Below are 21,711 nucleotides of genomic sequence, written 5' to 3' on the forward strand. Positions count from 1 at the left end.
TTGTATAAGAGACGGGTGGTCGTGTGCGCGGGTTGCAGTGTGTGCGCGGGTTGCATCGTGCGCGGCTGCTGAATGGTGCACAAATACGAGGGACGCGCGGCCGCAAAATCAGAGGCCGAACGTCCGCAATGTCGAGGACCGAATGGTCTGTATCTACCGCCGAGTAGGGAAACCGGGTCGTTTGCCGGGATTTGTGAGTGTTCCCAGGCACTGTGACCGGATTCACTCTCCAGTTCACTTGCCATTTACTCAACACGCCCGAGTTGTCAAACTCGGGCGACACGCCGGGTGATAATTCATACACAGGACAGAAAGTTTCTGCACAGTGCCTACGCAGCGGATATACCACCTGGGAGCGAAGTTATACCCAGGTTGTCCCCAGATGGTCAACACAGTTGTTCAACGCTATCCACATTCGATCCACAGATTCATCCACAGCCCGTGTTGTGACGCGAGACGAGACCACATAACGTGCCTCCAGCGTGTCTCCGCGGCCCGGTTGGGCGTGAACGGCGGCGGGGACGTCTCGGCATCTACGGGGGTGTCGGTGTGCCGATGTACAACTTGTTCCGACGGGTCGCGAAGTGGTAGCGGCCGGCGGTGTGCGATGGGAAGGACGGTCGAGTTCGCGTGGCAGTTGTGGACGATCGAGGGCAGCCCGACTACTCCTCCGAACCACCCCCCAGCGAAGCGCCCGGTGAGGATTTCGGTCGACAGCCTCCACAGGACATGGCGGCGGAGCAGTCCGTCCTCGGCGGCATGCTGCTGAGCAAGGACGCCATTGCGGACGTTCTCGAGGTGCTTCGACCGGGTGACTTCTACCGCCCGGCTCACCAGAGCATCTACGACGCCATCCTCGACCTCTACAGCCGCGGTGAGCCCGCCGACCCGGTGACGGTGTCGGCCGAGCTCGATCGTCGCGGTGAGCTCAAGCGCATCGGTGGTCCGCCGTACTTGATCACCTTGACGCAGACGGTGCCGACGGCAGCCAACGCCGGCTTCTACGCCGAGATCGTCGGCGAGAAGTCGATCCTGCGCCGTCTGGTGCAAGCAGGCACTCGCATCGTGCAGTTCGGTTATGCGGGCTCGGACGGTCAGGATGTCGCCGAGGTCGTCGACCGTGCGCAGGCCGAGGTGTACGAGGTCACCGAGCGTCGTACCGCCGAGGACTTCCTGCCTCTGGAAGAGCTGCTGCAGCCGACGATGGACGAGATCGACTCCATCGCCAGCCGCGGCGGCATCTCGCTCGGTGTGCCAACCGGATTCGCGGAGCTCGACGAAATCACCAACGGTCTTCACGCAGGTCAGATGATCATCGTGGCGGCTCGTCCTGGTGTAGGTAAGTCTACCCTAAGTATGGATTTCATGCGTTCGTGCTCGATCAAGCATGGACTGCCGAGCGTCATTTTCTCCCTGGAGATGAGCCGCACCGAGATCGTGATGCGTCTGCTGTCTGCAGAGGCGAAGATCAAGCTCGGCGACATGCGTTCGGGCAAGATGACCGACGACGACTGGACACGGTTGGCGCGTCGTATGAGCGAGATCAGCGAGGCGCCGCTGTTCGTCGACGACTCCCCCAACCTGACGATGATGGAGATTCGTGCGAAGGCGCGTCGCCTGAAGCAGCGTCACGGGCTGAAACTCGTTGTGGTGGACTACCTTCAGCTGATGTCGTCGGGCAAGAAGGTCGAATCACGTCAGCAGGAGGTCTCGGACTTCTCGCGTCAGCTGAAGCTTCTCGCCAAGGAGTTGGAAGTGCCGGTGGTCGCGGTTTGTCAGCTCAACCGTGGTCCCGAGCAGCGCACCGACAAGAAGCCCATGGTGTCCGACCTTCGTGAGTCCGGATCGCTCGAGCAGGACGCCGACATGGTCATCCTGTTGCACCGTCCCGACGCGATCGAGCGTGACGACCCGCGTGGCGGCGAGGCCGACTTGATCCTCGGCAAGCACCGTAACGGTCCGACCGCGACCATCACGGTTGCGCACCAGCTGCACCTGTCGCGGTTCGTGGATATGGCGCGGGGTTAGGTTCACCCCCGGCTGATTTCGTCGAGGCCGAGTACAGATCGAACCGCCGAAGCGGGCCCGGAAAGTACCGGGCCCGCTTCGGTGCGTATCAGGCGAGGGGGCAACCGACGTTGTAATCCCAGTCGGTGCCACCGGGGCCGGTGACCTTCACGAGCACCGAGCTTTCTGTTCCTGGCGGAAGGTTGATGACAGTCCCGCCGGTGCCCTCGTTGATGTCGTCGCCGATCGGTCCGGTGCTGAAGACGAGAGCTCCCTGATAGAAGACGTCGATGACGTCCGGGATGTCGTACGTCTCCCATGAAATCCCGAACGACAGTGGCCCGCTGCGTCCCAGGTCGTGGTTCGTCTGGGTGATGCCGGGCCCGCCGGCGATGGTGGCGTTGTTGCAGAATTGGCGTGGCGCAGCCGATCCCGACCCGGGAAGGCTGTTGAAGATCGAGATGCCTTCGTCGAATATTCGACGTGCACCGCCGCGAATATCGCCGTCCAGGATGCTGCTGCCGGCGTCGAGGAAGGCGCTGCCACTGTTCACTGCGCCTTCAGCGCTACCGGTAGTGATGTCCGCGCTGCCCGGAATGGGCTGAGCCGCAGCGACTCCCGGTGCGAGCAACGCCAGTGACGCCGTTGCTGCTGCAGTCATCGCTACGAGAATTCGTCGTCCAATCAACATGATTTACTCCGACTCAGGGGTGAGGGCAGGGTCGGAAATCATGATGGCAGCGACGATGCGTCCGGAATATCCTCCGATCGGCTGTCCGTCGATGGATATACAGGCGAGTGTGTGCGCGGGCCCTGTCGTCGCCGTCAGGAACCGGACGCGGCGCCTACGATGGTGCGACCATGCACAGACGACGCGACCTGCGTCGCGACTTCCCGAACCTCCGCAGCCAACACGTCGGCCGGCTTGGTGTCCGACTCGTGCAGTACGGTCGTCGAACCGACTGTCGCACCGCAGTATTCGATGATTCCCCGTTCCATCTGGATTCGGATGGCGTCGTGGATGTCGTGCCGACGGAAGCTGTCGGCGTCGTCGCCCGCAACCGGGACCAGGTGGATCGTGAGGTGTCCCAGCCTCTTCTCGAAGCTGCTACCCGGTGTGTAGTCGAATGCCCAGCCGTTCACGAACACCCGGTCGATCCACCCCTTGAGAAGGGCGGGGAACGACCACCAGTACATCGGGAACACCAGTACGAGATGGTCGGCACGATCGATACGTTCCTGCTCCGCAGCAACAGGTTTCGGCGTCGAACCCTTGCCCCGGTAGAAGTCGAGATCGCTGGAATCGAACCTCGGATCGAATCCTTCGGCAGCAAGATCCGCGAGTTCGACGCCTCCTCCCGCGGCGCGCAGGGCGTCGGCTGTCGCGTGTGCGACGTGGTGGGTCAACGAGTTCGGGTCGGCATGGGACACCACGACAAGGCTGTTCATGAGAAGTCCTTTCGGAGGCGAATACGCTATGTACCAACGGTAGGTTACTATCGGTACATAGCGCAAGGAGGTGTCCGATGGTGAGAACGCGATTGTCGCGTGCCGAGAGGTACGACCAGCTGATCGACGTGTCGTGGGCGTTGGTGCGGGAGGAAGGCGCCGACGCCCTGACGCTCGGCCGGTTGGCAGAGCGCGCAGGCGTTGCGAAACCTGTTGTGTACAGCCATTTCGCGTCGCGCGCCGCCCTTCTGGCCGACCTGTACACCGAGTTCGACGACCGGCAGGCTGCCATGCTCGAGCAGTATCTGGCCGACAGTGACGCAACGCTGTCCGGGCGCGCTGCTGCGATCGCGAACTCGTACGTCGGATGCACCCTCGCGCAGGGGCGGGAGCTGACGGGGGTTCTCGCCGCGCTGGAGGGCTCGCCCGAGCTCGAACAGGTCAAGCGGACGGCCGAGGAGAAGTACTCGAACCGTTGCCGCGAACTTCTGGAGCCGTTCGCCGGTCCCGCGGGAGTCACGCAACCGTCGATGACCGCAATCTTCGGTGCCGCCGAGGCGCTGTCCCGCGCGGCCGCGGCGGACGCACTGGAACCGAACCAGGCCCGGGCTGAACTGTCGTCGTTGATCGAGGCGATGGTCGGCCGCGTCTAGAAGGCGCGAGCGCACCCGCTGACGAAACGTCCACTTTCGAGGACTGTCTCGGACGCCGACCCGCCGGTAGCGTCCTTCTGTGCTCGACGGCCTAACCGTCTCGGCGAGATTCGCATCCCCAGGAGGACCCATGCCCGGTTTGCTCGAAGACAAAGTTGCCATCGTCACGGGCGGGTCGAGCGGGATAGGGCGAGGGATCGTCGAGAAGTACGTCGCCGAGGGTGCGAAGGTCGTCATCGCCGACATCCGCGACGACGACGGGTCGGCACTCGCCGGTCAACTCGGCGAGAACGCCGCGTTCGTACATTCCGACGTGACGAAAGAGGAGTCGATCGAGTCGACGGTCGCCTTCACCGTCGACACCTTCGGTCGTCTCGACGTGATGGTGAACAACGCAGGGGCACAGGGTGACCCGTCGACGATTCTCGACGTGCATGCCGACGGCTTCGACAAGACCATCGCGCTGCTGACGCGGTCCGTTCTGCTCGGCACCAAATACGCCGCGGCCCAGTTCATCCAGCAGGGTTCGCCGGGTTCGGTCATCTCGACCGCCAGTGCTGCTGCCCTGCAGGGCGGGTGGAGTGCGGTGGGTTATACCGCCGCCAAGCATGCGGTCGTGGGCCTCGTAAGGCAGGCTGCCGCAGAACTCGGCCAGTACGGAATCCGGGCCAACGCCATCGCGCCCGGAATCATCATGACCCCGATCATGTCTCGCACGTTCGGCGTCGAGGACGGGCGATCCGAGGAGTTCACGACGTTCCTGGCCGAGCGACTGGGCCCCGGCCAGCCGTCGCGTCGCGTGGGCTTTCCCGCCGACATCGCGGGCGTCGCGACCTTCCTGGCCAGTGAGCTGTCCGAATACGTCAACGGGACCGTCATTCCCGTCGACGGCGGTGCAACGAGCGTAACGCTGGGCACGTTCGCGACGGATGTCGTCGCGGCAGCGAACGAATTCGTCTCCGGCGCAACTCGATAACACTCACGGGTCGTATCGCCGGCGCCTCGATTTCTGTGCCGGAACGACGAGCGTCGGCATCGCCCGCGTCAGATAGTCCGCGAACGCAGGCGCAGTGAAGGCAGCCGTCCCGTCGTCGCGCAGGTAGATCATTCCTTTGTCGACGAGATCGCTTCGCGTCGAGTGGCATCGATGTGCAGTCCGTTCGAGCAGCCGGGCGGTCTCGGTTTCCTCCGTGGCATCGACGACCGCACGCAAGTACGCCAGCTCCAGTTCCGTTGCCCGAGCGAGCATTGCGCCGAAGTAGCGGTGATCGACGTGCTCGACGTAGGCCGTCTCTGCCGCTGCGCCCACCACGGCCGAGGCTCCAGCCCTCTGCCACAGGACGTACCCGAGCGACTGGACGAGGGCCGGAACGCCACCGGTACGTTCGACGGCCCATGCGATCGCGTCGTCGTCCCATTCCTGATGCGTGCGTAGCAGATCGGCAGTCTCGGCACTGGACAACGCCTCCAGTTCCACGAAGTCGAAGAGGCGCTTCGCGCGGACCTGCGTCTCGGGCATGAGCGCGTCGGATCTGGGGATTCCGGCGCCGACGAGGGTGATGGGCAGCTCCCGCAGGTACGTCCGGTGTAGCCCATCGACCAGCGCGCCGAGTTGTCGGACGGTCAGGTGATGCATCTCGTCGACGACGAAGACGACGCCGGTGCGGTGCTCGTGGGCTGCCTCGCCGAGCGCCAGGAGAACGGCGGTGACGTCAGCCGCGAGATCGCCGGTGTCGGCGCTGCCGGGCGCCGTCAGGTCCCAGTGTGCGGTGAGCGGACTGTTCTCGCCGAGGGGTGACGCGAACGAACCCAGCGCCCGTGCCGCGGCTTCGGTCTCGCCCGACCAGCGCGAGCGCGGCGCGAGGGAGAACAGCGCACTACGGAACTCGAAGGTGAACTGACGGCGAAACCCCAGGTCGTCGCGTCGGACAGCGCCGGTGTCGACGACCGTCCACCGTCGTCGACGAGCGATCTGCGCGAACTCACGCAGGAGGACGGTCTTACCCATTCCTCGCAACCCGGTCACCCACTGAGATTGCTGAGGATGTCCGCGTTCGAGCCCGTCGAGCAGCGTCGTGAATGCAGTTCGGTATCCCTCGCGCCCGACGAGCATGCCCGGCTGCGCTCCGGCGTCGGGAGTGAAGGGATTTTCCATACCGAAAGTTATATTGTGTCGCCAGAACTAAGTAAATCGCTGGCGGTGAATTTCAGAAGAACCCCCGTCCGGGCTAGGGATGCCTGTTGGTCAGGCGCTCGACCATCCAGTCGAGGCCGGCGGAGACCGCGTCCCGTGCGTGCCGTCCGTCCGCCGTTGCGTCGAAGCCATGTCCGACGCCGTCGACCCTCTGAATCTCCAGCGGTGCGTCGACCTTCGATGCTTGTTCGACGAACCCGTTCTGGCCGTCGACGAAATCCGGTATCTCGTGCTCGACGAGTGTGAGGAACGTGGGCACCGACGCGATGCCCGCGATAGCTTGCGCCGGCGTCGGCCAGCCCGGAGTCCCGGGACCGGGCAGAACGGGGTACGTCAGTTCGACGCACCGCAGCCACGACGGCGGCTCGGCGAGAAGCGGGTAAGCCAGCGGGCCACCGCCGGAGAAGAACCACGCACCCACCGAGTCGCCGTCGGTCGTGGGCAAGGAACGAAGTCGATCTAACGCCGTCGTGACCGTCTCAAGTGCCTCGGGGTAGAGGAATCCGTTCAGGAGATCATGGTCGACGACGCCGGCCGCGATTCCCCGCCGGGCCAAGTGGCTCGCGTAATCACGGTAGAAGCGTGAATGTCGCGGTGTCACTGCGGGTTTCTCGGGAAAGAGTCCGTGAACGAGCAACACACACGGGGCAGGCAGGCCGTCGGCGGGCAGATAGACGTCCAGATTGTCGTACGACTCGGGGGCGACGTGTTCGGCGGGCAGGATCAGGGGCGGATCACTGAGGTCGGGCAGCATGGATTCCTCTCGGCGACGGGATTGTCCAGGAAATCCTCCTCACCGCCATCCGTTCCTGTCCAGTCATTTTCGAGTCTCACCGGGAGCCGATCCGTATGGTTGGTTTCGGGCGCGAGTAGGCAGGGGTGGAAACATGAGTATGCGAGACAGGTTGATCCGTGCGGAGCCGTCGACGCTCGTGTTCGGTGACCCACACACAGCTGCCGACGGCGCGACCATCATCGCTGTCTCCTCCGTTCGGTCCGACGGATCACGCACGGCGGCAGGGTTGTTCGTTGTAGTGGATGGAAAATGCACGTGGACGCCTGCGGTGGATCAGACGCGCATCGCGATGTTCGGTATCGCGGTCGGACTGGTAGCGGCGACGATCTCCGCCCTTGCAGTCCTACGGCGTCCGCCGTGGCCGGACCTGACCGGGACGGTCCGGATCAACTCCTGAGGAACCTCATCACCGTATCCGTCTGTCCGACGACGGCGTGTCCGGTGTCGGGCAGTACCGTGACCGACGCGTCGGCGATCGATTTCCTTACACGACTGGCCGTTTCGGCGGAATCCATCATGACATCACGGTCGCCGACGATCACCTGCACGGGAATCGAGATGCCGCGGAGGTCGTCGTCGGAGAATATCGGCAGTCGCTCCGTGCGCGGCTTGAAGTGCGCGAAAATGCGTACCACGTCGTCGAGAACCGGTGCAGCGGAGGCGGTGTGCAGACCCGTCACCATCTGCGCGGTGCGTCGCCGCCCACGCTTGCCGAAAGCGCGCAAGAGCAGGGCCTTCGGTAGCCATCCCATCGTCTGGCGACCGATTCCGCCCGGGCACAGCAACACCAGCTTGTCGACGCGGGTCGGTCGACGAATCGCGTAGTCGAGTGCTGTCCAACCGCCGAGCGACATCCCGACGAAAGACGTGTGCGCGACGTCGAGGGCGTCGAGTACCTCGTCCAGCCAGGACGCGAGTGCGTCCGTGTCCAAGGGAAGTCGCACAGGGTCGCTTCCGCCGGGTTCGCCCAGCATGTCGACGGCGTGGACTCGGAATTCGCGCGCCCAGGTGGCAATGTCGCCGATCCAGGTTCCGGCATGCGATCCCGACCCGTGCAGCAGAACGAGCGCCGGAGCATTCGCTGGGCCGGACGTGACGACGTGCGTTTCGCCTGCTCGCGTCGAGACGCGTCGCTTCTCCGACGGCACGGGCCAGCTGTCGAGCATGGCGCGGTAGCGGCGCGCGACGTCGTCGGCTCCGGCGGTAGAGGTGTAGATCTGTGTCGTTGTCATGAACGTATTGTGCACTGAAGGAGCAAAATAGGGAAGCATAGGGAGTAGCAAGGAAATATTCGGTTACGACAGCGGCGGCATACGGCTCGCGACCGCGCCACTCGGGGGCATGAATGAACTATTGAAGCCATCTGATCGTATGAATGAACCATTCAAGCGGTGACAGCGCCCCAAAACCGTTCCGTCACAGAGGTTTCCGACGCCCAGGCACGTCGAAACATGCCGAAGGGTATGGTTCCTCCATGACGTGGTCACGGGTCAGGGGGAGTTCGGTGGCCCTCGGAGCAGTCTGCGCGGTGCTCGGCGCCGCGACGTCGGCGTGCGGCGAGTCGGTGCACGCGGCGACCGGACGGTGTTCCGACGCCGGTGTGTCGAGCGTCCGCGTCACCGGCGATGAGCCTCCGGAATGGGCCGACCACTGGGTATCGCGTTCCGACGGCTCGATCGGCGGCGGTTCCGTGACGCCTGGCTCCGACTACGACACCACATTCGACAACGTCTATTCCTGTGTCGGGTTGACCGCCCAGAAGTGGAACGCGATGGCGATGGGCAATAGCACGATGGAGCAGCGCGCGGTGCGCGTCGGCGTCGACGACTACTACTACCGCGCGGGCGACGTGACTATCGAGAATCGCAGTTATGCAGTGGATGTGGTTGTCGCGCAGATGAACTCGGACTCGGCCAGATTCGGAGTGGCGTTCTCGCCGCTGTCCGAACCGCGGCCGCTCGACGACGTCTACGGCGGAGCGTTCGTCGTTCAGCGGATGCGTGAGGCCGGAGTTTTCTAGTCGATCGTCTGATCCGGTGCCGTGTCGGCGAGTGCCTCGATGAGGTCCCGTTGAATGTCCGTCGCCGGAATCGACGAGTCGACGACGGCCGAGACCGCCAACTGCAGCCTGCGGTGCGCTTCGGTGCGGAATGCAAGACCGGTCTTCGGCGTGCTCTCCGCAGTGCTCGCGTAGATGATCGACCAGCATTCGGGATGGTTGAGCAATTCGGCGCTGGCGGTGTGATCAGGGGCAACGGGCGGACCGAACGTCAGCCGCAGACCACTGCGTTTCATCGCGCCCTCGATCACACGGTGCAGCAGGATTTGATCGGAACGTTTCGGTAGCAGCAGCGGGTACGCGGCCAACTGTTCGAGGCTGGGGTTCTCACCACGGGCCAGCGGATGACCTTCGGCGAGCACGACCACCAGATCTTCGGTCCACAACTCGGTGACCTGCAGGCTCGACCGCTCGACGCTTCCGCGAATCAACGCCACTTGGCAGTCCCCGGACATGACTGCGTCGATTTGTTCGGCGAATCGTTTCAGCACGAAGTCGATCTCCGCTTCGGGATGCCGCTCGCGGACGCGAACGATCGCGGCGAGCGCGTTCGCGGCGAACGTCATGTTGCCGGTGAGGCGTAGCTGGTTCTGCTTCCGGGTCGTCAGCGCCAGCGCTGCCTGCTCGAGTTCGAGCATATGCCGCGCGATCGACACCAATTGTGCTCCGACAACGGTCAATCGGACCGATCTCGACGACCGCTCGAACAGCGGTTCGCCCATCTCGCGTTCGAGCTTGGCTATCTGGAGACTGATTGCAGATTGGGACACATAGCAGCGCTCGGCCGCCCGAGAGAAACTCAATTCCTCGCCCACGGCCAGGAAATACTTCAGCTGCCTCAGCTCCACGTCGCCTCCATCCATGAGTTTCGCTCATCGATGCTATTCCAACTTTCGCGTTGATAACGACTTCGTGCCCGCGTTCTATGGAGTGTGGAAGATCGATTCGTGGGAAAGGGATGCAAGACAGTGGACACGTACGAGGTCGTCATCGTCGGATCAGGATTCGGAGCACTGGCCGCCGCCAAGACTCTGGGCAAGGCGGGCGTACGGTTCTCCCTCATCTCCAGCACGACCGAACATCTCTTCCAGCCGTTGCTCTACCAGGCCGCGACGGGCATGCTGTCGACCGGCGAGATCGCCCCGCCGATCCGGCGCATCCTTGCCGAGTACGACTCGGCCGACGTCCGTCTGGGACGCGTCGTCGATGTCGATCCCGACAAGCACCAGGTCACGTACACCGCCGCGGGTGCGACGCACACGATCGGCTTCGGCAAGCTCATCGTCGCGACAGGCGCCACCCAGGCCTACTTCGGACGAGACGAGTTCAAGGACCGCACGTTCGCGCTCAAGACCGTCGACGACGCCATCGCACTGCGCGAGCAGATCCTGAGCTGCTACGAGAATGCACATCTGGCCTCCGACCCGGCCGTGAAGAAGGACCTGCTGAGCTTCGTGGTCGTCGGCGCCGGTGCAACGGGCGTCGAACTCGCCGGCCAGATCAGGGACCTCGCCCAGCGGTACTTCGCTGGCTCGTTCCCCGACATCTCTCCCGACGACGTCACCGTCACGCTGGTCGACGGCGTCAAGGACGTTCTGCCCGCATTCGGCGGCAAGCTGTCGAGTTACGCGCGCACGAAGCTCGAGAAATCGGGAGTCGACGTCGTCACCGGCGCGCTCGTCACCGACATCGACGAAGACGTGGTCACGATCCAGGATGTCGACACCAAGACCTCCCGCACCATCGCGGCCAAGACCGTCATCTGGTCGGCCGGCGTCCAGGCAAGCGATCTGGCTGGAACCGTCGCCGAGCGAACCGGTTGCGACACCGATCGGGCCGGACGTCTTCTGGTGCACGACGACCTCACGGTCGGTACGTCGAAGGACGTCTACGCCATCGGCGACGTGACGTCGCTGAACGGCCTGCCCGGCCAGTCGCCCGTCGCGATGCAACAGGGACGCCACGTCGCGAAGATGATCACCGGCAAGGTCGAGAACGGGACCGCGTTCGAGTACGTCGACAAGGGAAGCATGTCGATCGTCGGCAGATTCAGTGCCGTCGCACGGTTGTTCGGCAAGGTCGACATGTCCGGACCGATCGCCTGGGTCATGTGGCTCGCGGTGCACCTGCTGTACATGGTCGGCTTCAGGAATCGCTACGTCGCGGTCGTCTCGTGGCTCAGCTCGTACATCGGTGACCGTCGCCCGCACTTCCAGTACACCGATCGCTGGGAGAAGGTCGACGAGCGGGAAGAGGATCAGATTGCAGCCTGACCTCGGTCGAACAGCACGCCCGGGTTCAAGATCGAGTGGGGGTCCCACGCGTTCTTGATCGCAGCCATCGCCTGAACCTGGACGGCCCCGCGCTGACGCGTCAGCCACCGACGTTTCGCTCGCCCGACTCCGTGTTCGGCGCTGACGGTTCCTCCGACCGAGAGCACGTGGTCGAGGACAGCGTCTTCCAACGCCTCGGCCACGGCCTCGGAGAAGGTTCCGGATCCGGGCAGGATGTTGACGTGGATGTTGCTCTCGGCGAAGTGTCCGAACAGCACTGGGATCGCGGCGGCGTCCACTCCGTGCACCGTCGACGGAAGTGCGTCTACGAACGCGCAGAACTCGTGCACGGGCACACCGACGTCGAGCTTGACGGGAACGCCTGCAGCACTGACGGATTCGGTGATGCGCTCGCGGAACGACCACAGTGCTCGTCGTTCGGTGACCGAGACGGCGACCGCGATCCGGTCGGCGTCCAATCCCGACGCCGTGAGCGAGTCGATCACCGGTGCAGAGGCGTCGACGAGGCTGCGGTCGCCGACGTCGGAGTCCCCGAGCTCGACGAAGACCCAAAAGCCGTCGGTCGGCAGCGGTGGTGTCGTATCCAGAAGAGCCGCAGCACGTTTCACGGCACTTCCCGCTGCCCACTCCACTGCGTCGAGCCCGGGAAACGACAGCAGGGTGGTCAGCGCATCGGCGGCACTCCCCGAATCGGGGAAGGCGAATGCAAGAACCAGTCGATCGCGATGCGGTGCGACGAGCTTCCACGTCACGTCGGTGATCACCGCGAGCGTGCCCTCGGATCCGACGAGGAGGTTCGTCAGGTCGTAGCCGGTGTTGTCCTTTCGTAGACCGACCCGGCGGTCGACGACCTCGCCGTTCGCGAGCACCGCCCGCAGGCCGCCGATCCGGTCACGCGCCGTGCCGTACCGCAGCACCCGCGCGCCACCGGCGTTCGTCGAGGCAACGCCACCGACCGTCGCCGACGCCCCGGACGCGAGCGCCAAACCGGTCGTCCGACCGTTCTCCTGAGCAAGTCGTTCCAGTTCGTGCAGCGTGACGCCGGCTCCGACCGTCACCGAGCCGTCCTCGCGCACGTCGGAAGTCGATGTCAGTGCCTCGGTGGTCACCACGACGGATCCGTCCGCTGGAACTGCGCCGCCGACAAGGCCGGTGTTGCCGCCCTGTGGAACCACGGATACTCGATGGTCGTTGCACACAGCCAGCACAGCGGCAACGTCCTCGACCGACCGTGGCCTCGCGACCGCTCGCGGCGAACCCGTCCACCTGCGCGTCCAGTCCGTCGAGTAGCGAGCCATCGCGTCGGCGTCGCGCAGGATTCTCCCGGGGGCGGCGGCGTCGAGAGCGGCGTCGAACGAAGAGTCCATCACGTCAGGCTATCGGGAACCTCGTCCGGGCCGAGAGATTCGAGTCGACGCCGGAGGAACTCGCGCGTGGGCGCGTCGGGAGACAGTGACATCGCTTTGGCGTAGGCGGCAGCTGCGTCGTCGACGCGCCCGAGGCGCCCCAGGAGATTCGCGCGGGCCGCCCACGCGGGCTGGAACGACGTCGCGACCGACGCGTCGTCGAGCATCCGCAATCCGACTGCAGGACCGTCGATTTCGGCTGTGACGACGGCGAGCGCGACTGCTCCGCCGACCGTCGGTGCAAGCGTCTGCAGCGCAGAATGGACTTGGGCCAAGTGATACCAGTCGGTCACGCCGGTGCGTCGGCGCGCACAGTGTACGGCCTCGATCGCGGCTTCGAGCTGAAAACGGCCCAACGGCGACCCCCTGCTCGTCGACGCGTGTGCGACGCGCAGGTGGTTCTCGCCGCGTGACAGAAGGTCCTGGTTCCAACGCGTCTCGTCCTGCTCGGGTAGCGGCACGAGGACGCCGTCGTCGTACCGTGCCGGAAGCCTGGCGAGTGACAGACACATCAGTGCAGCGAGACCGTGAGCCTCGGCGTCGTCCGGCAGCAGGACACAGAGAGTCTCGACGAGGTGCAACGCTTCCCCCGCGAGGCCCTCCCGTACCTCGGTGCCGGTGGTGTGCCAGTCGATCGCGAACGCACCGTGCACCGCCGCCATGACGGCCGTCAGCCGAGCCGGAAGCACCGATCGATCGGGCAGCTCGAACGGGATGTGTGCATCGCGAATACGTTTCTTCGCCCGTCCCAGACGAGCCGCGAGGGTCGACGTGGGGAGCGGGAACGCCTGGGCGATCTGCTTCGCCGTGCAGCCGAGGACGACGTCCAACATCAGCGGAGTGTGTACGGCCGGATCTATCGCCGGGTGAGCGCACATCAGCATCAGCTGCAGTCGCTTGTCCGGAACGGCATCCGGGTCGATGTCGTCTACGCTGCTGCGGGCATGAACTGCGGGGTCGAGCGAAACGCTGGTCCGACTGGCGGCCGATTTCCAACCGTCGCGCTGGCGATGCCGCGCCGCGGTCAGCAGCCACGCGTCCGGGTTGGTCGGGACGCCGTTGCGTGGCCAGGTCGTCAACGCACGCTCGAACGCGTCGGCCAACGCGTCCTCGGAGCTGGTGATGTCGCCGCTCGCCCCGACCAGAATCGCGAGAAGCCGCCCGTACGACGTGCGGGCGGCCGCCTCGGCGTGTGCGACGGTGCTGGTCAGGTCCATGATCCGTCGACGAAGGACGTCGCCGCCGCCCGTACCTCGATGACGCCGTACTGGGCGCCGGGGCACCGCTCGGCCCACATCAACGCCGCGTCCAGGTCGGGAACATCGATGACGAAGACGCCGCCGAGTGCTTCCTTGGTATCGGCGAACGGGCCGTCCTGAATCTGCACGGTTCCGTTCCGTAGCGTGACGGTCGTCGTCGCAGTTGTGTTGGTCAGGACCTCGGCTGCAACGAGGACTCCCGCGGCCTGCAGCGCTGCGCCGTACGCGCCGAAGGCTTGCTGCATCTGGTCGATCGCCTCCTCGGGGATCTCCCCGTCGGCAGGTTCGGCATTGTTCAGAAGAAGTGCGTAGCGCATGGTGTGCTCCTCGTCGTCTGCAATCTCCACCGCGTCGTGCGGTCTTTCACCGTGATGACGATCGACGCGTGCCGCAATCGACAACGCTCGACCAATTTTCGGTCATAGCTGCCGCGAACAGCGGCCCATTCACTGTCGACGCGTGCCCGTTACCGCCGTCGAGATCGAAGAACCCGCTGAAATCAGTCGCAAAGTCTGTTTGTTGTCGTATTGTGATCTGATCGTATGTTTTCGAGGCGGTCGGGAAGGGAGCTCGGATGGCAACACCTACCGGTGCCGCGCTTGCCGTGTTCCTGGGCGGCCGCCCGGCGTCGCACAGCCTGCGCAGTACCCGCGCCGCGACTTCGAGAATGGTCGACGCCATCATCGATGGCACCGACTGCACCGAACTGACCGACGACCACGGCCGCGACGAGGTAGCTCAAATCGCCGCGCTGTGCGTCGAGCTCGCTGCAGACGTCCTCGACAGCGGAACGCAACCGTCCACCGTCGACCTGACGAGGCTGCGAGAACACGCAGCCAGGTGGGCTCGGGCCGGCATGCAGATCGCGCCGATCCTGCACGCGTTCCACGTGGGCTTCTCGGCCGGATTGCGGCTGGTCGCCGACACTGCGGACGCCGACGAACATGCCGCGCTGGTCGACGGCGCGGTGTTGATGTTCGGGCTTCTCGACGTCGTGTCCGAAGCGGTTACGTCGGCCTACCTGGACGAGTACAGGGCCGCCGCGACGCTGCACGACGACGCCGGGCATTCGATGACCACCGCGTTGCTGACCGGCGGCACCCGTGCGCAGCGCCTTGCCGAGCGGTCCGGCATCGAATTGGCCGCGTCGTACGACGTCATCGCGTTGCACTTTCCGCCGCACCCCGACGAGAAGGGGTCCCCGGCCGAGCGGGACATAGCCGCGGGAATGAAGCAGCGCCGTATCCACGCCGCCGTTGCCGACTGTGTGTCCCCGTCTCTCGCGCTGGCCGTGCTGAGTCCGACCGGTGGCACCGTCCTGGTGCCCGACACGGCGTCGAACAGTGCGGAGACGATCGTCGAGCGCATGAGCGCGGCAGGTGGCATCTCGATCTACGCGGCGTCGGTGACGGCGACGATGGATCATGTTCCGGACGCGGCCGAGAACGCGTACGAGCTTCTCCGTCTCGTCCAGCGACTCGAGTATCGACCGGGCGTGCACCGCATCTCCGACCTCGCGCTCGAATTTCAGATCGCGCGCCCCGGCGTCGGAAGACGGCACCTGCAGAAACTGCTCGACCCGCTGCGGGTGGTTCCGGATCTGCTGCCGACCCTACGTGCGTTCGTCGGAGCCGAAGCCAACCGCAAGAAGGCGGCCAAGCAACTTGTCGTGCACCCCAATACCGTCGACTATCGACTCAAGCGCATCGAGCAGATCACCGGAATCGACCCCATGAAGTCGTCCGGCCTACGGTCGCTGCATGCCGCATTGATCGCGGACTCGTTGGATGCGCACACTCCGTCGGAGGCGTCCAGGCGATGACCGTCACGTCGATGTCCGCACGCGCCGCACTCGTGGCGATCGATGCGATGATCCCGTCCTTCCAGCCCGTGGTCACGCTCGACACCGGCGGAGTCGTCGGCGTCGAGGCGCTAGCGCGCTGGCCAACCGTCGAAGGCGTCGATCCTGCCGAAGTGTTCGCGCTCGCCCGGCGACGCGGCGTCGTGGCCGACGTCGACATCGCTTGCCGCACTGCGGCAGTCAGAGAAGCTCGATCGTCGTTGTCGGTGCGTGGCCTCACGTTGTTCCTCAACGTCGAACCGTGCGGCGCAGCCGATCCGGTTCGGATGGAGGCGCACCTCGACACGCTCGCAGACGACCTCGATGTCGTACTCGAGATCACCGAACGTGGCCTCGACGTCGACCCCGACGGTCTGCGCGCCATGGTCCGAGCGGCACGCCGTCGTGGAATCACCATCGCACTCGACGACGTCGGCTCGAACTGGAGCACGCTGGAGGCACTACGCATCGTCGAACCCGACATCGTCAAACTCGACGCGCGAATTCTGCGCCACCCGGGGACGATTCGGTCCCGTCGTGTGCTTCGTGCGGTTCGACAGCATGTCGACGACGCATCCGCGGTGATGGTGGCCGAAGGCATCGAGACTGAACGTGACCGGGCCCGCGCCGTCGACCTCGGTGCCACTCTGGGTCAGGGCTGGTTCTACGGGCGGCCCGTGTCCATCTCCTCCATCGGCGACGTGGAGCGCTGACGTCAGCGGAACTCGTCGACGTGGTCGAGGGCCCACTGTGCGAAACTCGTTGCGCGGCCGGTCTCTCGTGGGCGACATGTCCCACTCGCGGTGGTCACATCAGAGATCCCGGTTCATACGGAAGCGACTGGGACATCACGCCCAGCTTCGGCTTTCCCCGGCTTCTCCCTTACCAGGGTCGGCATACTCTCGACGGCCGCCCGCCGAATCCACCGCCGGGGATCACGGGCGAACGTGAAGTCGAACCGGGCGAGCACCGTCCGCCGGGCCAGGGCGAACAGGACCGCCGTGCCCGTGACGGCCATCCATGTCGGCATGGGATACAGCGCGAGGCGCTCCCCGAGGCCGAAGTGCAGCGTCTGCGCGACCATCAGGATTGCGCCCACCACTCCGACCGCCGCACACACAGCGGACCACACTGCGACCAGTCGTCGTTCGTGCCACAGATGCCATGCGATCAACACGAGTACGACATGCCGGGCGATGAATCCGGGAAGTACCGCGGTCCAGTGGACGATCGTGCCGTCGTTCGCGGGGAACAGGCCAGTCGCGGCGGTACTGACGGCAATGACGACCGCGAGCGAGAGGATCCACTTCTTCTCCCGGCCGCTTCTGATGTGTCGGTGAAGAAACACCGCGCCGACCAGCGTAAGGGCGCCGAGCACGATGAACGACGAGTTCATCACGTCGTGCATCGGTGAACACGAGTCGACGTCGCACGTGGTGACCCCGAGAGAGCTGATCGAATCTCGGGCGAAGCTGTACGGCGTCTTCCAGGCCGCGGCGGTGAATACCTCTGCCAACAGATAGGCGAACGAGAGTATCCAGGCCGTCCCCGCTGCCAGATGACGAAGGTTGTGGGTTCGGCGTTCGTGACTGATGAGAAACTCCCTGTCGCGTCGAGCGTGGTTCCGGCACACCCTACGGCCCGAACCTGAGAGCCTGCCCGAAATGACCAGTGCCACTCTCAGGTTCGCGTCGGGAACCGGACGGTCGGTGCCGTAATAATGTCGTCAAGAACGCACGGTCGGTCCGTAAGGAGCTCGTAAGAATCGTCGTCCGGACGCGTCGACGAGCCGAAGCTGGGGTCATGGCCGATTTCGCTTACCTAGCCGTCGTACTCGCCGCGTTCGCGTCGTGCGCGCTCGTCGTACGGGCACTTGGAGCAACACAGTGATCACGTATTCAGGAGTCGTGAGCGTCGTGGCGATCGCACTCGCAGCAGTCACGGTCGTCTACCTCCTGATCGCGCTGCTCGATCCCGAGAGGTTCTGACGCCGACATGAATCCTGCGCTTCTCGCGGGCCTGCAGATCGCTACTGTGATCGCCGTGCTCGCACTCGCCTACGTGCCGTTGGGTGACTACATGGCCCGCGTGTTCGACGGCACCCGCGATCTACGGGTCGAAGCGGTGACCTATGGCATCTGCCGCATCGATCGACGGACCGAACAGACCTGGGTCGGCTACGCCGGCAGCCTCCTCGCATTCTCGGCGGCCTCGGTGCTGTTTCTGTATGTACTGCAACGAATTCAAGGCGTTCTACCGTTGAACGACGGGTTGCCCGGGGTGAGTCCGGCCGTCGCGTTCAACACCGCCGTCTCGTTCGTCACCAACACCAACTGGCAGTCCTATGTACCCGAGACGACGATGTCGAATCTGACGCAGCCGCTCGGCCTCGCCGTGCAGAACTTCGTGTCCGCGGCGGTCGGTATGGCGGTGGCGGTTGCTCTGGTACGTGGATTCGTGCGCGTACGAAGCGGCGGCGAGATCGGCAACTTCTGGGTCGACCTCACCCGGGGGACGCTGCGGATTCTGCTTCCGATCTCCTTCGTCATCGCCCTGGTGCTGCTGACACAGGGTGTCGTGCAATCGTTTTCGTCGGGTTTCACAGCACACGGGCTGGACGGATCGATGACGAACACCGCACTTGCACCTGCTGCATCGCAGGAGGCCATCAAGGTGCTGGGGACCAACGGCGGCGGAATCTTCGCCGCCAACTCGGCACACCCGTTCGAGAATCCGACGCCACTGAGCAACATCGTTCAGATCATCGCGCTGCTGCTGATTCCCGTCTGCCTGACGCGAACGTTCGGCACCATGGTCGGAAATCGCAAGCAGGGTCTGACGGTACTGGCCGTCATGGCGACGCTGTGGGGATGCTTGCTCGCCGTCACACTCGCCGCCGAATCCGGCACCCGCGGAATCGCTGCGAACGCGGCGGGCGCGATGATGGAGGGCAAAGAGGTACGGTTCGGTATCCCCGGCTCCGTGCTCTACGCCGTCTCGACGACCGGAACCTCCACGGGCGCAGTCAATGCCGCGCACGACAGCATGTCTCCGCTCGGTGGAGGGGCGGTCCTGCTGAACATGCTGTTCGGAGAGATCGCGCCCGGCGGCGTCGGTACCGGCCTCTACGGGATGCTGATCCTCGCCGTAGTCGCGGTGTTCGTCGGTGGACTTCTCGTCGGACGCACCCCGGAATTCCTCGGCAAGAAACTCGGTCGACGCGAGATCACGATGGCGGCCCTGTCGGTGCTGGTCATGCCCGCGCTCGTGCTCGTAGGCACCGCCGTCACCGTCGTTCTGGACTCCACCACAAAGTTTCAGGGCAACTCGGGTGACCCGGGCACTCCAGGGTCGATCCACGGGTTCACCGAGGTTCTGTACGCCTACGCGTCGGCCGCCAACAACAACGGAAGCGCGTTCGGTGGCCTGACGGTCACGAGCGACTGGTTCCAGACGTCCCTGGGCCTTGCGATGCTGTTCGGCAGGTTCCTGCCGATCGTCTTCGTTCTGGCGCTTGCCGGCTCCCTCGTCAAGAGCAGGCGTACGGCCACCGACGTCGGAACGCTGCCGACCACCGGTCCTCTGTTCGGCACGTTGCTCCTCGGCTCGGCGGTCCTCGTCGCCGCCCTCACCTTCTTCCCCGCCCTCGCTCTGGGCCCGATCGCGGAGGCGATGCAATGACTGTCGTGACCAGTCCGGAACAGCCCGTGGACATCGAAACCGCCGTTCCCGCCGGCATATTCGACACGGACCAACTGTGGACCGCGCTGCCGGGTGCGTTCCGCAAACTCGATCCTCGGCACCTCGCGAGAAACCCCGTCATGTTCGTGGTGTTCCTGGGGTCGGTGGTGACGACGGTCCTTGCCGTCGGCGACCCCTCCGTCTTCGCGTGGTCGATCGCGGGGTGGCTGTGGTTCACGGTGCTGTTCGCGAATCTCGCCGAATCCGTGGCGGAAGGGCGCGGCCAAGCGCAGGCAGCGAGCCTGCGCAAGGTCAAGCAGGACACCACCGCGCGACGACGCACCGCGGGCGGAGGCGTCGAGACCGTACGCGGCTCCGACCTCGCGATCGGTGACGAGGTGATCGTGGCCGCCGGTGAGACCATCCCGGGTGACGGCGACGTCGTCGAGGGAATCGCCAGCGTCGACGAATCGGCGATCACCGGTGAATCGGCCCCCGTGGTCCGCGAAGCCGGCGGCGACCGGTCGGCGGTCACCGGCGGCACGACGGTCCTGTCCGACGAGATCGTCGTGTCCATCACCGCTGCGCAGGGTGAGACGTTCGTGGACCGGATGATCGGACTCGTCGAAGGGGCGTCTCGTCGGAAGACACCCAACGAGATCGCGCTGAACATCCTGCTGGCCTCGCTCACGATCGTGTTCCTGCTCGCCGTCGTCGCCATCGGACCGATGAGCGCCTACGCCGGTGACCAACAGGATCCGGTGCGGTTGATCGCGCTTCTCGTCTGCCTGATCCCGACCACCATCGGAGCGCTGTTGTCCGCCATCGGGATTGCCGGCATGGATCGTCTCGTGCAGCGGAACGTCCTGGCGATGTCCGGCCGGGCGGTCGAGGCTGCCGGTGACATCGACACATTGCTCATGGACAAGACCGGCACGATCACCTACGGAAACCGACGCGCGACCGCTCTGCACCCGGCGCCCGGGGTCGACGCCGTCGACCTGGCTCGCGCGGCGCGGCTCTCGTCGTTGGCGGACGGCACGCCCGAAGGGCGCAGCATCGTCGAATTGTGTTGCAGTGAATTCGATCTGGCACCGACAGCCGATGCGTCGGAGATCGCCGGTGAGTTCGTTCCCTTCACCGCGCAGACACGGATGAGCGGTATCGATATCGGTGACAGCAGGATTCGCAAAGGCGCTGCGGACACCGTCGCCGCATGGATACTCGAGAACGGCGGTACGCCGGTGGACGCCGTGCGCAACACCGTGCACGACATCGCACAATCCGGAGGTACGCCTCTCGTCGTAGCGGAGACGGCCGACGGCTCCTCGACCGTCCTGGGCGTCGTCGAACTGTCCGACGTCGTGAAGCCGGGGATCGCACACCGCTTCGCACAACTGCGGGCGATGGGCATTCGGACGGTCATGGTCACGGGCGACAACCCGCTGACCGCGAAAGCGATTGCCGCAGAAGCCGGTGTCGACGACGTCCTCGCCGAGGCGACGCCGGAGGACAAACTGGCGTTGATCAGGAAGGAACAGGAAGGCGGCAGGCTCGTCGCGATGACGGGCGACGGCACCAACGACGCCCCTGCGCTCGCACAGGCCGACGTCGGCGTTGCGATGAACACGGGAACGTCCGCCGCCAAGGAAGCCGGCAACATGGTCGATCTGGATTCGGATCCGACCAAACTGATCGAGATCGTCGAGATCGGTAAGCAGTTGCTGATCACGCGCGGCGCGTTGACGACGTTCTCCCTGGCCAACGATCTGGCCAAGTACTTCGCGATCTTGCCCGCCATGTTCAGTGGGCTGTATCCGCAGCTGAGTGGGTTGAACATCATGCGACTCGCGACGCCCGAGTCGGCGATCCTGTCGGCGGTCATCTTCAATGCGCTGGTGATCGTCGTGCTGATTCCGTTGGCACTGAAAGGTGTTCGCTATCGCCCGTCGTCGGCTGCCTCGCTGCTGCGGCGAAACCTGTTGATCTACGGCGTCGGTGGCGTCGTCACGCCGTTCGTCGGCATCTGGCTGATAGATCTTCTCGTCCGACTCGTTCCCGGGATTGGTTGAC

Annotated in this window: 21 protein-coding genes; 11 read left to right on the plus strand and 10 right to left on the minus strand. The window is 64.9% G+C overall.

Annotation, left to right across the window (positions count from 1 at the left end):
• Positions 1–639 precede the first annotated feature (639 nt).
• Positions 640–2,028: a replicative DNA helicase gene (dnaB, locus tag RhoFasB10_RS12425; RefSeq protein ID WP_157105416.1), complete on the plus strand. Its 1,389-nt coding sequence runs from the start codon at positions 640–642 to the stop codon at positions 2,026–2,028.
• An 88-nt stretch (positions 2,029–2,116) separates the two neighbouring features.
• Here dnaB and RhoFasB10_RS12430 read toward each other — a convergent pair whose 3' ends face one another.
• Entirely contained in the window at positions 2,117–2,668 is a 552-nt protein-coding gene (locus RhoFasB10_RS12430; RefSeq protein WP_167676601.1) for a hypothetical protein, read from the minus strand.
• A 164-nt stretch (positions 2,669–2,832) separates the two neighbouring features.
• The gene (locus tag RhoFasB10_RS12435; RefSeq protein WP_167676602.1) at positions 2,833–3,456 is read right to left on the minus strand and encodes an NAD(P)H-dependent oxidoreductase; all 624 of its coding nucleotides are present in this window, start codon (positions 3,454–3,456) and stop codon (positions 2,833–2,835) included.
• Between the two features lie 77 nt (positions 3,457–3,533).
• Here RhoFasB10_RS12435 and RhoFasB10_RS12440 point away from each other — a divergent pair, with 77 nt between their 5' ends.
• Positions 3,534–4,109 carry a TetR/AcrR family transcriptional regulator gene (locus RhoFasB10_RS12440; protein ID WP_068430732.1) on the plus strand — a complete coding sequence of 192 codons (576 nt, stop codon included), beginning with the start codon at positions 3,534–3,536 and terminating at the stop codon, positions 4,107–4,109.
• Positions 4,110–4,239: 130 nt separating this feature from the next.
• A complete protein-coding gene (locus tag RhoFasB10_RS12445; protein ID WP_068430734.1) occupies positions 4,240–5,085 on the plus strand; it encodes a glucose 1-dehydrogenase in 846 nt (281 codons plus the stop codon).
• Positions 5,086–5,088: 3 nt separating this feature from the next.
• On the opposite strand, the gene RhoFasB10_RS12450 is transcribed toward RhoFasB10_RS12445, so the two are convergent.
• Positions 5,089–6,264, minus strand: a complete 1,176-nt coding sequence (locus RhoFasB10_RS12450) for an ATP-binding protein (protein ID WP_167676604.1) — start codon at positions 6,262–6,264, stop codon at positions 5,089–5,091.
• A 73-nt stretch (positions 6,265–6,337) separates the two neighbouring features.
• Positions 6,338–7,057: a hypothetical protein gene (locus RhoFasB10_RS12455; protein ID WP_084423985.1), complete on the minus strand. Its 720-nt coding sequence runs from the start codon at positions 7,055–7,057 to the stop codon at positions 6,338–6,340.
• Positions 7,058–7,190: 133 nt separating this feature from the next.
• Here RhoFasB10_RS12455 and RhoFasB10_RS12460 point away from each other — a divergent pair, with 133 nt between their 5' ends.
• On the plus strand, positions 7,191–7,496 hold the full coding sequence (locus RhoFasB10_RS12460; protein ID WP_068430739.1) for a hypothetical protein: 306 nt from the start codon (positions 7,191–7,193) through the stop codon (positions 7,494–7,496).
• Here RhoFasB10_RS12460 and RhoFasB10_RS12465 read toward each other — a convergent pair.
• Entirely contained in the window at positions 7,486–8,331 is an 846-nt protein-coding gene (locus RhoFasB10_RS12465; RefSeq protein ID WP_068430742.1) for an alpha/beta fold hydrolase, read from the minus strand. The two genes, RhoFasB10_RS12460 and RhoFasB10_RS12465, sit on opposite strands and share 11 nt — an antisense overlap.
• A 242-nt stretch (positions 8,332–8,573) precedes the next feature.
• On the opposite strand from RhoFasB10_RS12465, the gene RhoFasB10_RS12470 reads away from it, so the two are divergent.
• Positions 8,574–9,119 (plus strand): hypothetical protein, encoded by a 546-nt coding sequence (locus tag RhoFasB10_RS12470; protein WP_167676606.1) that lies wholly within the window; start codon positions 8,574–8,576, stop codon positions 9,117–9,119.
• Here RhoFasB10_RS12470 and RhoFasB10_RS12475 read toward each other — a convergent pair.
• A complete protein-coding gene (locus RhoFasB10_RS12475) occupies positions 9,116–10,006 on the minus strand; it encodes a LysR family transcriptional regulator (RefSeq protein WP_068431035.1) in 891 nt (296 codons plus the stop codon). The two genes, RhoFasB10_RS12470 and RhoFasB10_RS12475, sit on opposite strands and share 4 nt — an antisense overlap.
• A 120-nt stretch (positions 10,007–10,126) precedes the next feature.
• Here RhoFasB10_RS12475 and RhoFasB10_RS12480 point away from each other — a divergent pair, with 120 nt between their 5' ends.
• Positions 10,127–11,431 carry an NAD(P)/FAD-dependent oxidoreductase gene (locus RhoFasB10_RS12480; RefSeq protein WP_068430748.1) on the plus strand — a complete coding sequence of 435 codons (1,305 nt, stop codon included), beginning with the start codon at positions 10,127–10,129 and terminating at the stop codon, positions 11,429–11,431.
• On the opposite strand, the gene RhoFasB10_RS12485 is transcribed toward RhoFasB10_RS12480, so the two are convergent.
• The 3 genes from RhoFasB10_RS12485 to RhoFasB10_RS12495 are packed head-to-tail and all read right to left on the minus strand — an operon-like array spanning position 11,416 to position 14,434.
• Positions 11,416–12,819, minus strand: coding sequence for an FAD-binding oxidoreductase (locus RhoFasB10_RS12485; RefSeq protein WP_068430751.1), 1,404 nt, complete (start codon positions 12,817–12,819; stop codon positions 11,416–11,418). The genes RhoFasB10_RS12480 and RhoFasB10_RS12485 overlap by 16 nt on opposite strands.
• Positions 12,819–14,075 (minus strand): DUF6596 domain-containing protein, encoded by a 1,257-nt coding sequence (locus RhoFasB10_RS12490; protein ID WP_167676608.1) that lies wholly within the window; start codon positions 14,073–14,075, stop codon positions 12,819–12,821. The genes RhoFasB10_RS12485 and RhoFasB10_RS12490 overlap by 1 nt, the downstream gene beginning before the upstream one ends.
• The gene (locus RhoFasB10_RS12495; protein WP_068431038.1) at positions 14,066–14,434 is read right to left on the minus strand and encodes a YciI family protein; all 369 of its coding nucleotides are present in this window, start codon (positions 14,432–14,434) and stop codon (positions 14,066–14,068) included. Before RhoFasB10_RS12495 ends, RhoFasB10_RS12490 begins: the two co-directional genes overlap by 10 nt.
• Positions 14,435–14,691: 257 nt before the next feature.
• Between RhoFasB10_RS12495 and RhoFasB10_RS12500 the strand changes: the two genes are divergently transcribed.
• A complete protein-coding gene (locus RhoFasB10_RS12500; RefSeq protein ID WP_068430754.1) occupies positions 14,692–15,939 on the plus strand; it encodes a helix-turn-helix domain-containing protein in 1,248 nt (415 codons plus the stop codon).
• Positions 15,936–16,670 carry an EAL domain-containing protein gene (locus RhoFasB10_RS12505; protein WP_068430757.1) on the plus strand — a complete coding sequence of 245 codons (735 nt, stop codon included), beginning with the start codon at positions 15,936–15,938 and terminating at the stop codon, positions 16,668–16,670. The genes RhoFasB10_RS12500 and RhoFasB10_RS12505 overlap by 4 nt, the downstream gene beginning before the upstream one ends.
• A gap of 113 nt (positions 16,671–16,783) precedes the next feature.
• On the opposite strand, the gene RhoFasB10_RS12510 is transcribed toward RhoFasB10_RS12505, so the two are convergent.
• Positions 16,784–17,476, minus strand: coding sequence for a DUF998 domain-containing protein (locus tag RhoFasB10_RS12510; RefSeq protein ID WP_167676691.1), 693 nt, complete (start codon positions 17,474–17,476; stop codon positions 16,784–16,786).
• A 370-nt stretch (positions 17,477–17,846) separates the two neighbouring features.
• On the opposite strand from RhoFasB10_RS12510, the gene RhoFasB10_RS12515 reads away from it, so the two are divergent.
• From RhoFasB10_RS12515 to kdpB, 3 genes are read left to right on the plus strand one after another with little or no spacing between them, the layout of a single operon-like run.
• Positions 17,847–17,945: a potassium-transporting ATPase subunit F gene (locus tag RhoFasB10_RS12515; RefSeq protein ID WP_114330101.1), complete on the plus strand. Its 99-nt coding sequence runs from the start codon at positions 17,847–17,849 to the stop codon at positions 17,943–17,945.
• A 7-nt stretch (positions 17,946–17,952) separates the two neighbouring features.
• Entirely contained in the window at positions 17,953–19,638 is a 1,686-nt protein-coding gene (gene kdpA / locus RhoFasB10_RS12520; protein ID WP_167676610.1) for a potassium-transporting ATPase subunit KdpA, read from the plus strand.
• Positions 19,635–21,710: a potassium-transporting ATPase subunit KdpB gene (gene kdpB, locus RhoFasB10_RS12525; protein WP_167676612.1), complete on the plus strand. Its 2,076-nt coding sequence runs from the start codon at positions 19,635–19,637 to the stop codon at positions 21,708–21,710. Before kdpA ends, kdpB begins: the two co-directional genes overlap by 4 nt.
• Position 21,711 lies beyond the last annotated feature (1 nt).

This window comes from Rhodococcus sp. B10, assembly GCF_011770055.1.
GTDB lineage: Bacteria > Actinomycetota > Actinomycetes > Mycobacteriales > Mycobacteriaceae > Rhodococcoides > Rhodococcoides kyotonensis_B.

Bases quoted from the DNA above. Each gene is read 5' to 3' on its own strand.
- kdpA (WP_167676610.1), top strand. From the start codon at position 17,953: ATGAATCCTGCGCTTCTCGCGGGCCTGCAGATCGCTACTGTGATCGCC.
- RhoFasB10_RS12470 (WP_167676606.1), top strand. From the start codon at position 8,574: ATGACGTGGTCACGGGTCAGGGGGAGTTCGGTGGCCCTCGGAGCAGTC.
- RhoFasB10_RS12455 (WP_084423985.1), bottom strand. From the start codon at position 7,057: ATGCTGCCCGACCTCAGTGATCCGCCCCTGATCCTGCCCGCCGAACAC.
- kdpB (WP_167676612.1), top strand. From the start codon at position 19,635: ATGACTGTCGTGACCAGTCCGGAACAGCCCGTGGACATCGAAACCGCC.
- RhoFasB10_RS12505 (WP_068430757.1), top strand. From the start codon at position 15,936: ATGACCGTCACGTCGATGTCCGCACGCGCCGCACTCGTGGCGATCGAT.
- RhoFasB10_RS12490 (WP_167676608.1), bottom strand. From the start codon at position 14,075: ATGGACCTGACCAGCACCGTCGCACACGCCGAGGCGGCCGCCCGCACG.
- RhoFasB10_RS12485 (WP_068430751.1), bottom strand. From the start codon at position 12,819: ATGGACTCTTCGTTCGACGCCGCTCTCGACGCCGCCGCCCCCGGGAGA.
- RhoFasB10_RS12460 (WP_068430739.1), top strand. From the start codon at position 7,191: ATGAGTATGCGAGACAGGTTGATCCGTGCGGAGCCGTCGACGCTCGTG.
- RhoFasB10_RS12465 (WP_068430742.1), bottom strand. From the start codon at position 8,331: ATGACAACGACACAGATCTACACCTCTACCGCCGGAGCCGACGACGTC.
- RhoFasB10_RS12435 (WP_167676602.1), bottom strand. From the start codon at position 3,456: ATGAACAGCCTTGTCGTGGTGTCCCATGCCGACCCGAACTCGTTGACC.
- RhoFasB10_RS12450 (WP_167676604.1), bottom strand. From the start codon at position 6,264: ATGGAAAATCCCTTCACTCCCGACGCCGGAGCGCAGCCGGGCATGCTC.
- RhoFasB10_RS12500 (WP_068430754.1), top strand. From the start codon at position 14,692: ATGGCAACACCTACCGGTGCCGCGCTTGCCGTGTTCCTGGGCGGCCGC.
- RhoFasB10_RS12495 (WP_068431038.1), bottom strand. From the start codon at position 14,434: ATGCGCTACGCACTTCTTCTGAACAATGCCGAACCTGCCGACGGGGAG.
- RhoFasB10_RS12445 (WP_068430734.1), top strand. From the start codon at position 4,240: ATGCCCGGTTTGCTCGAAGACAAAGTTGCCATCGTCACGGGCGGGTCG.
- RhoFasB10_RS12430 (WP_167676601.1), bottom strand. From the start codon at position 2,668: ATGACTGCAGCAGCAACGGCGTCACTGGCGTTGCTCGCACCGGGAGTC.
- RhoFasB10_RS12440 (WP_068430732.1), top strand. From the start codon at position 3,534: ATGGTGAGAACGCGATTGTCGCGTGCCGAGAGGTACGACCAGCTGATC.